Annotated in this window: 9 protein-coding genes and 1 pseudogene; 7 read left to right on the top strand and 3 right to left on the bottom strand. The window is 46.6% G+C overall.

Going from position 1 to position 8,073, the window contains the following annotated elements; translation table 11 throughout:
* Positions 1–65: 65 nt before the first annotated feature.
* A pseudogene (locus QUA03_RS29090) lies at positions 66–176 on the bottom strand (IS630-like element ISAcma34 family transposase); the annotation flags it as partial.
* 71 nt (positions 177–247) lie between these two features.
* Here QUA03_RS29090 and QUA03_RS27605 point away from each other — a divergent pair.
* Positions 248–535 (top strand): transposase, encoded by a 288-nt coding sequence (locus QUA03_RS27605; RefSeq protein WP_333216734.1) that lies wholly within the window; start codon positions 248–250, stop codon positions 533–535.
* A gap of 345 nt (positions 536–880) precedes the next feature.
* Here the strand turns inward: QUA03_RS27605 and ebsA are convergent, their stop codons facing one another.
* On the bottom strand, positions 881–1,255 hold the full coding sequence (gene ebsA, locus QUA03_RS27600) for a type IV pilus biogenesis protein EbsA (RefSeq protein WP_006634686.1): 375 nt from the start codon (positions 1,253–1,255) through the stop codon (positions 881–883).
* Between the two features lie 163 nt (positions 1,256–1,418).
* Between ebsA and QUA03_RS27595 the strand changes: the two genes are divergently transcribed.
* From QUA03_RS27595 to QUA03_RS27580, 4 genes are all read left to right on the top strand, one after another.
* Positions 1,419–1,598, top strand: a complete 180-nt coding sequence (locus QUA03_RS27595; protein WP_333216732.1) for a hypothetical protein — start codon at positions 1,419–1,421, stop codon at positions 1,596–1,598.
* A gap of 35 nt (positions 1,599–1,633) precedes the next feature.
* On the top strand, positions 1,634–3,151 hold the full coding sequence (locus QUA03_RS27590) for a glycosyltransferase family 2 protein (RefSeq protein WP_333216731.1): 1,518 nt from the start codon (positions 1,634–1,636) through the stop codon (positions 3,149–3,151).
* A 337-nt stretch (positions 3,152–3,488) separates the two neighbouring features.
* On the top strand, positions 3,489–4,718 hold the full coding sequence (locus tag QUA03_RS27585; RefSeq protein WP_333216729.1) for a succinate--CoA ligase subunit beta: 1,230 nt from the start codon (positions 3,489–3,491) through the stop codon (positions 4,716–4,718).
* An 83-nt stretch (positions 4,719–4,801) separates the two neighbouring features.
* A complete protein-coding gene (locus QUA03_RS27580; RefSeq protein ID WP_333216728.1) occupies positions 4,802–5,698 on the top strand; it encodes a CoA-binding protein in 897 nt (298 codons plus the stop codon).
* A 143-nt stretch (positions 5,699–5,841) separates the two neighbouring features.
* Here QUA03_RS27580 and QUA03_RS27575 read toward each other — a convergent pair whose 3' ends face one another.
* Complete coding sequence (locus QUA03_RS27575; protein WP_333216726.1) at positions 5,842–6,543, bottom strand: alpha/beta hydrolase; 702 nt, start codon at positions 6,541–6,543, stop codon at positions 5,842–5,844.
* A 554-nt stretch (positions 6,544–7,097) separates the two neighbouring features.
* On the opposite strand from QUA03_RS27575, the gene QUA03_RS27570 reads away from it, so the two are divergent.
* Positions 7,098–7,415, top strand: coding sequence for a hypothetical protein (locus QUA03_RS27570; RefSeq protein ID WP_333216724.1), 318 nt, complete (start codon positions 7,098–7,100; stop codon positions 7,413–7,415).
* 118 nt (positions 7,416–7,533) lie between these two features.
* Positions 7,534–8,031, top strand: a complete 498-nt coding sequence (locus QUA03_RS27565; RefSeq protein WP_333216722.1) for a transposase — start codon at positions 7,534–7,536, stop codon at positions 8,029–8,031.
* Positions 8,032–8,073 lie beyond the last annotated feature (42 nt).

The raw sequence follows: 8,073 nt of genomic DNA, 5'->3' as shown, positions 1-8,073 counted from the left end.
GCTCTACCATAGGACTGGCAATGCTTTTGGGGTGTGTTACTGCTTATACTACCACGAGAGTGACAAAAGAGGGTTAAAAAATGTGCTCTTTGGCGCACTTGATGATGTCTGCTTTCGCGATAAATTCGGTTTAGCAATTTTAAGGAAAGGGGGTTAATATCTCGAAGTAAAAACATATAAAACCTCTTTAAACACAACTTGATGTTTTTTATTATATCATATTAGTTGTTTGTGTAATTAATTTTGTTTGACTACTTATGAGGCAGTATCCATCCCTAGTGGAAAAAGTTTTTTTTGGGAGTTTTCGCATTTAGACAAAGTTTGTTTTGAAGCATATTTACAACTTTTTTCAAGACAATATCCTCATGAATTACACATCATTCAAGTAGATAACGCACCCGCTCATAATTTAAGCTCATCTGAATTACCAGACAATATCATTTTACTATTTCAGCCTCCGGCTTGTCCTGAAGTAAATCCCACAGAAAGAGTGTGGGAATATCTGAAAGATTTTTTAGCGAAAGTCAGTGTTTAGTAATCTGGACGAACTTCGCATAAGAGTCCAGGAAATTTTGGTATCTTTCACCGATCGTGTCATTGGTTTTCTCACCGGATGGTCTTGGATTTTACATTCTTTATCTCTATCACATCTTTAAAAAAATGGTATTACACTATTGGTGCGCCAGTTATAGCGCCCCTCAATCGATTTTAGATTTTAGATTTAGATTTTAGATTGAAGAAAGCGACCCCACTGATAAATCCGGGGGCTGGCGATCGGGATTCGGAGCTTTTTTCTCGATCCACGAATCAATCCGGGGGCCCCGGATTAAATTGCTTGATTGTCAATTGCAGGCTTTCAGGAATGCGGTTGCGGTGAAAGTTATTCATCCATTCGCATCAGCTTGCGGTAAAACGTTTTAGAAAAATCGACGGTACGAGTTCGCTGAAAAGTCAGGAGAACCTCAATTAAGCAACTAACAAACTCAGAGCTTTGCATAGTCACTTCGTAGCTGAGTTCAGCATTGCCGTCAAACAACACCCGACAGCGGGTTAAGTCGATCGGCAGCGACGAGATATTCCAACTAGCGACAAAGGGCACGCTCTCCCCGCCGTCAATTTTTCTTGCCCCCTCCAAGCTTTTGAGCTTGTAGAGGCCAATAGCGTGCGGTAAAAACTTGCGCCTGGGCTCTTGACAGAAAGGCGCGTAGACTTTCACTTCTTTGTCATCGGCTGGCTTGAGTTGAGGAATAGACATATTTCCACCTTAGACAATTATTACTAACAGATAGTTTAGATCCCCAGAAAAAACTAGCAGATATTCCTGGTCGATCGCAAGCAAAAGTCAGTCGATTTTAGATTTTAGATTTTAGATTTTAGATTTACAGCACAAAAGATGAATCTGCCAGCAAGAAGGGGAGTTGAAAATTTGGGGTGGCGAACAACTGAAGTCTGGAGGCTTGTATCCATTTGCGGGTAAAGCCAAATACTTTATGCAGCACCCGTTTACCAATGCCGTACAAACACCTAACCCGCTGGTTGTCCTCCCGTCCGCTTTCGACAAAAGCCCAGAAACTGATACAGTAGATGCTTATATCTAAAATCAAAAACTATTGGTGGTTGAATCAAGTAACCTATGCAGGAGAGTTCTTGGCCAGAAAACGACGCTCGCAGCGAGCTTAACTTGGACATCTCTGATTTAGCTCAAGAAGAGCTCAAGAGTTTGACCTCGCACTCGAAGCTCAGCAAAGTATTTGCTATACCAGACATTGGCGACAGGGTGTTTGACGCGGAAACAAAAGCAGATATCCCGGTGGCGGTGTCTGTGCCGGGAACTCCCTCTTTTCCTCAAAATCTGTACCGGGGACGCCGCGGAAAAGCCGCCGCAGTGCTGACTGCAATTTGGGCCGGCACGATCGCCCTGCACTTGATTTCTTGGGGTGCGTGGGTAGTGTGGGGGTTGACTGGACTGCTGTGGATGCAAGCATTTCGAGTGTTGTTTGCGGAACCCAAGCCCGCACTGCCGCCTCTTGCCGATGAAAGTCGGGAGGATTGGCCTTATGTGTCCCTGCTGGTAGCGGCGAAAAATGAGGAAGCGGTGATTGCCCGATTCGTAGAATCCATCTGCAATGTAGATTATCCGATCGACCGCTACGAAGTTTGGGCGATCGACGATCACAGCAGCGACACCACGCCGCTAGTATTGGAACAGCTAACCAAAAAGTACCCCCAGCTCAAAGTATTTCGCAGAGGAGCAAATGCCAGCGGCGGCAAGTCGGGAGCACTCAATCAAGTGTTACCGCTGACTCGCGGGGAATTTGTGGGAATATTTGACGCCGACGCGACGGTAACGCCGGATTTGCTGCGCCGGGTGCTGCCAGTGTTCCAAGGAGAAAAGGTAGGGGCTGTGCAAGTCAGAAAAGCCATCGCCAATGCTTCGGTAAATTTTTGGACTCGTGGCCAAGAAGCAGAAATGGCTCTCGACAGTTTTTTCCAGCAGCAGCGGATTGCGATCGGCGGCATTGGAGAATTGCGCGGTAACGGCCAATTCATGCGCCGCACCGCCTTGGAAAGCTGCGGAGGCTGGAACGAGGAGACGATTACCGACGACCTGGATTTGACCGTGAGGCTGCACCTAAACCGATGGGACATTGAATTTCTCGCTTTCCCGGCCGTGTCAGAAGAAGGAGTCACTAACGCTCGCGCTCTGTGGCACCAGCGCAATCGCTGGGCAGAAGGTGGCTATCAGCGTTATCTTGACTACTGGCGACTAATTTTGCGGAACCGCATGGGAACTGGGAAAACTTGGGATTTATTTGGATTTTGGGTATCTCAATATTTCTTACCCACAGTAGCGCTACCCGACTTTGTGATGTCAATTGCGCTGCGCCGGATGCCGATCGCCAGTCCCATAACTTTTATGACCCTTACATTGTCGGTGGTGGGAATGTTTGTCGGTTTGCGTCGCACTCGCAAAGAGACCAAATTTGATGTTAAAAGAGTTTTTGTCACCTGGCTGCAAACGCTGCGGGGTACTGTGTATATGTTCCACTGGCTGCTGGTAGGGACTGTAACGGCTCGGATTGCGGTACGGCCCAAGCAGCTCAAATGGGTCAAAACCGTCCATCAAGGCGCTGTTAATAGCATCAAGTAAACAATTCGCAGAAATATCTCGGCACAGTATCGCCGAACGTCCGAAGATTTTCTGAGACAAAAAAACACCAACGCTCGCCCAATATCTCCCCGCTAGAGCCTAAGAGTAAAATTTAGAAATTCCGAGAAAAAAACACTTTGAAACAGCTTAGGTAATAGGTAATCGGCGAGCGGTAATAGCGAATAAGTAATCGGCAATACAAAAGTCTAAATTTAAAAGATAAAAGCGAGAATTTTTAACTTTTAACTTGACAAAAAACCAATTACTATCTATTAATTATGAATTGCCAATTAGGACGAATTGCTTGTTGCCAACTACCCGTCACCCGTAATTGATAATGGATTTGTTAGAGTACCAAGCTAAATCTTTATTTCGACAGATGGCAATTCCGATTTTGCCCTCGCAGCGGATTGACAATCCCGCCGACCTCAAAGGACTAAAAATTCCTTACCCAGTTGTACTCAAATCGCAAGTGCGGGCTGGGGGACGGGGCAGGGCGGGCGGTATCAAGTTTGTAGAAAATACGATCGATGCAGTAGCTGCCGCCCAAACAATTTTTAATTTGCCGATCGAGGATGAATATCCCCAAGTCCTGCTGGCAGAAGCAAAGTACAATGCCGACCAAGAATTGTACTTAGCGGTACTCCTAGACCCCGTAGCGCGCCGCCCGGTGCTTCTGGGTTCGAGCCAAGGAGGTATGGATGTCGAAGGGTCGATCGATCAAATGCAGCAAGTTGCCGTAGATCAAGAATTTTCCCCATTCTACGCGAGGCGTCTCACGCTGAAAATGGGATTGCAGGGAGACTTGATTCAATCGGTGAGCACCATTGTCGAAAAAATGTACCGACTGTTTGTCGAAAAAGATTTAGACCTAGTAGAAATCAATCCTCTCGGCATCAGTCCAAGGGGAGAGGTAATGGCTTTAGACGGTAAAGTCACCGCCAACGACGATGCCTTGGGACGACATCCAGATTTGGCAGCACTCTCGGAGAAGAAGCTCTTGGGCGGGTTGGCACGGGAAAGAAGAAGTCCCCATGCTGGGGGCGATCGCTCCCATTCCCAGTCCAAGGTTCAGCAGTCGCCGGAGTTTGACCCCAAATCTAAATCCCCAATCTCGAATTCCCAATCCCTGCAATTAATCGAACTAGACGGGAATATCGCGATTTTGTGCAACGGAGTGGGCCTGACAATGGCAACTCTAGATGCTGTAACCCACCAAGGAGGAAAACCCGCTAATTTTGTGAATATTGGTTCCCTAGACCGCTACTATGCAGCAAATGCCCTGCGCGATCGCGTGGAGTTGGGTCTGGAGTTAGTCGCTCAGGATAAAAGCGTTAAGGTGATACTTGTAAATATTTTGGGCAGCGCCTCCAAGACCGAGGAAATAATCGCTGCAGTAGCCGTCTATTTGGAACGGAAAGCTCGCGCTAACCGCCACATCCAAATTGTGCTGCGGCTGGTAGAGATCGATGCTGATGCTGTTAAAAAGCGTTTGGGACAGTTGCCGGTGCAGTTAGCTAGCACTTTGGATGAGGCCGCGGCCGCTTCTGTATCCTCCGCCAAGTAGCGGCAGTTGATCGGCAAAAAACGAGATTTCTGTACAGATGAAGGCTTTCTGCTTTTAACAGATCGAGTGTCAAGTGGGAAAAAATGAATTTAACTCCTGAAAGCAAAGTCCTAGTACAGGGCATTACAGAATCTCCCGCGTCCACCCGCGCCGCCCTGAGGATGAAAGCATACGGCACGAATGTAGTCGCCGGTGTTAGTCCCGGTCGGGGGGGGCAGGAAGTGGAGGGAATTCCGATTTTTGATTTGGTAGAACAAGCAGTGGCGGCAGTGGGTCAGGTTGACACTGCGGTAATTTTGGTAGACGCTTACTCGGTGCTGGATGCTGCTTTAGAAGCGATCGCCGGAGGAATTCGGCAAATCGCGATCGTTACTGGGGGAGTGCCTCCTCTGGATATGGTGCACTTAGTCAGAAAAGCAGAAGCCACCGAAACTTTGGTAATCGGGCCCAACAGTCCGGGGATTATTGTGCCCGACAAACTGCTGCTGGGAACTCACCCCAAGGAATTTTACACTCCCGGCCCGGTGGGAGTGATCAGCCGCAGCAGCACTTTGACTTACGAAGTTGCCCTAGAACTGACGGAGGCTGGATTGGGACAGTCGATGGCGGTTTGTATTGGCTGCGACGCGATTGTCGGTTCTTCTTTTATGCAGTGGCTGCAAATTTTGGACGAAGACGACAGTACCGAAGCGATGGTTTTGGTAGGGGAAGTTGGCGGGTGGAGTGAACAAGCTGCTGCTTCTTACATCGCCTCGGCGATCGACAAACCCGTGGTTGCTTATCTGGCCGGCCGCTACGCTCCCAAGGGGCCGTCTTTGGGCCACGCCGGCATCCTGATCAGTTCTCGGGCCGCTGCCCAGAAAGCCTTTGGAGTTTCGGCCCCAAACAAAATGGCTGCCTTTGAAGAGGCGGACATACCTGTGGCGGCTCGACCTTCAGAAATTCCTAAGTTACTCAAAAAATTGCTCAAGAAAAATTGATTGCCTTGGGAGTTTTCACAAAAGTCCTAACCCTCTTGGGGGTTGGGATAGGGGTAGGGCGGGGGCGGGTTGGGTCTCAAAAGTGTCTGCAGAATGCCACAACAGCCGCTTCAACCCGCCTTTAGGACATATTTATGATTTTTTTACCAAAGTCCTCTGATCGGCGTCACAGGCTGCGGTGCGGGTGCTGGCAAGGGGGCGGCGCGGCGTGGCGCTGGAGGCGGAGTTGTTGGCTGCACGCTCCGGCGAGGTTCGATCGGACTTTCGGTGGGATTTGTTTCAGTTGTGCGAGTTGTCGATCTCGTCACATCTTGAAGCAGGCTTCGCAGAGTTCCAGCTATGCTCTGAACTTTCCCAACAGCGGTGCGAAGGCTGGCAACATCTACGTAAACCTCGTTGAGAGGATACTTTTTCAGGATTTCCAGCAGCGATACCTTACCGTCATCCCCGGATGCCAAGATCACCGCTGCCCGCAAAGCTTTCCCGCTTTCTGTGCGGCGCTGAGTCCGAATTGCTTGACCGATGTCGTCAGTGATTTTTTCTCCTGGGGTGCTGTAAACCACCCGGGCCAGATTAGCAGGCTTTAAACCAATTTCTAAACCCATGAACCCCCGCAGTATTTGCGCGTCCATTTTGGAGACCCGGATAATTTGTTGGAGGGTTGGCGTCGTCGTGCCGTTTTTAGCAAAGTCTTCTAAGTCGCTGATATTGATGGCTTGTCTGATCGGGCCAAATGTGAGGACAACTTTTTCGGCCCCTAATGCTCTACTGCTGCTAGATAATATGCTCCCGCTTGCTCCTAAAAGTAGCGCAATGCCGATCGATACAAATTTTGTTAATTTCATATTCACCGCTACATTAAAATTATTTTTTCGAGATTTGTACATTATAGATGCAGCAGTTATATTCTACAAGGTCGCCAGTGTAATTTGTGCCCGCGTCACACCGACAATCTCGACCGAGACTTTTTCTCGATCTTGACTTTAAAAATAAGTAACCATATCTGCCGAAATCTTTTCGCTTCTATTCCTTCTGCCTTCTACCTTCTCAATTTTCAGCCTTCTATATCACAGTGTCTTCCACCTTCTACATAAGTGCCTTATAAAAATTATAGGAACTGCCCTGACGGGAGGACGTTCTTAATTGCCTGACGGGGTGACAGGTTGCCTGAAAAACAGACTCTGAGGCAATCCTAGACAAATCGCCTCAAAAAAGATAGGGTAAGAAAGCTTCTTACCCAAAAACAATTAAATGATACCAGAATTATATCATGCCCATTTGTCAGAAAAGCTGACACGTTCTAATTACTTATTGACAATTTTATTGATTCAAGTAGTGCAATCGATTAAAGAAGTCACATTAGAAAGCATAGCGACAAAACTAGCGATGCCCATTAAATTTGAAAGTAGAAGAAAAAAACAGAGCGAGATTTTTATCAGAGGATAAATGGGTTCTAGATGATATTTGGCTGTCACTGGTAATTGGTTGGATTAAAGGTACTGTCAAACAGAATAAGGTTGTATATTTAGCAATAGACCGAACCAAATGGCAATCCAATAATATTTTGATGGTCAGCATGATTTGGCGAAAAAGAGCTATTCCTATTTATTGGAAAATGCTTGAGAAACAAGGGAACAGCACATTAGACAATCAACAATTCGTATTAACGCCAGTATTCGCCGCTTTATCAGATTATAAATTGATAGTGTTACAATAGTCCGGACAGTTTTCAATCACTAACGGCAGAATGAGGGTTTCAGCCTTCTCAGTGAGGTCGAATGCTAACGGTAGAATGAGGGTTTCAGCCTCGATCTCAAAAACTGTCCGGAGTATTGGTGTTAGGAGATCGGGAATTTTGTAGCGTTACCCTCGCCAACTGGCTGAGGGAGAAGAAAGTAGATTTTTCTTTACGACTAAAAAAGAATGTTTGTATCAAGATTGAATCGGAGTTATGGGCTGAACTAAAAATGCTAGGATTAGAGCCAGGAAATAGCTTTTTCAATCAAGAAGTAACAATCAGAAAAACTGCACCCATTACGGAGTTTAATCTAGCAGGTAAATGGCTAGGGAAATATCGAAATTTTATTACAAAAGAGCCTTGGCATATTCTGACAAGCTTGGCAGATATACAAGCCGCAGTTGATGCTTATGCAAAAAGATTTGGAATTGAAGAAATGTTTAGAGATTTTAAAGGCGGAGGCTATAACCTAGAGAAGACTAATTTAACGGGCGACCGATTGAGTAAATTATTAATTTTGCTATCGCTATCATACTTAAAGAGTATCATTCAAGGGATAGATATTAGACCTCTTGCGAAAGTGCGCTCGTTCTAGGTAAAATAAAAGAAAAAATTAGCTCCCATAATATGAAGTACG

The sequence above is a fragment of the Microcoleus sp. S36b_A4 genome, from assembly GCF_036700645.1.
Classification (GTDB): domain Bacteria; phylum Cyanobacteriota; class Cyanobacteriia; order Cyanobacteriales; family Microcoleaceae; genus Microcoleus.
The sequence above is the reverse complement of the archived record's forward strand: the minus strand, read 5'-3'. Positions and strand labels throughout refer to the sequence as shown.

Excerpts from the sequence above, each read along its gene's own strand:
- ebsA (WP_006634686.1), bottom strand. The coding sequence starts at position 1,255 with ATGTCTATTCCTCAACTCAAGCCAGCCGATGACAAAGAAGTGAAAGTC.
- QUA03_RS27590 (WP_333216731.1), top strand. The coding sequence starts at position 1,634 with ATGCAGGAGAGTTCTTGGCCAGAAAACGACGCTCGCAGCGAGCTTAAC.
- QUA03_RS27585 (WP_333216729.1), top strand. The coding sequence starts at position 3,489 with ATGGATTTGTTAGAGTACCAAGCTAAATCTTTATTTCGACAGATGGCA.
- QUA03_RS27580 (WP_333216728.1), top strand. The coding sequence starts at position 4,802 with ATGAATTTAACTCCTGAAAGCAAAGTCCTAGTACAGGGCATTACAGAA.
- QUA03_RS27575 (WP_333216726.1), bottom strand. The coding sequence starts at position 6,543 with ATGAAATTAACAAAATTTGTATCGATCGGCATTGCGCTACTTTTAGGA.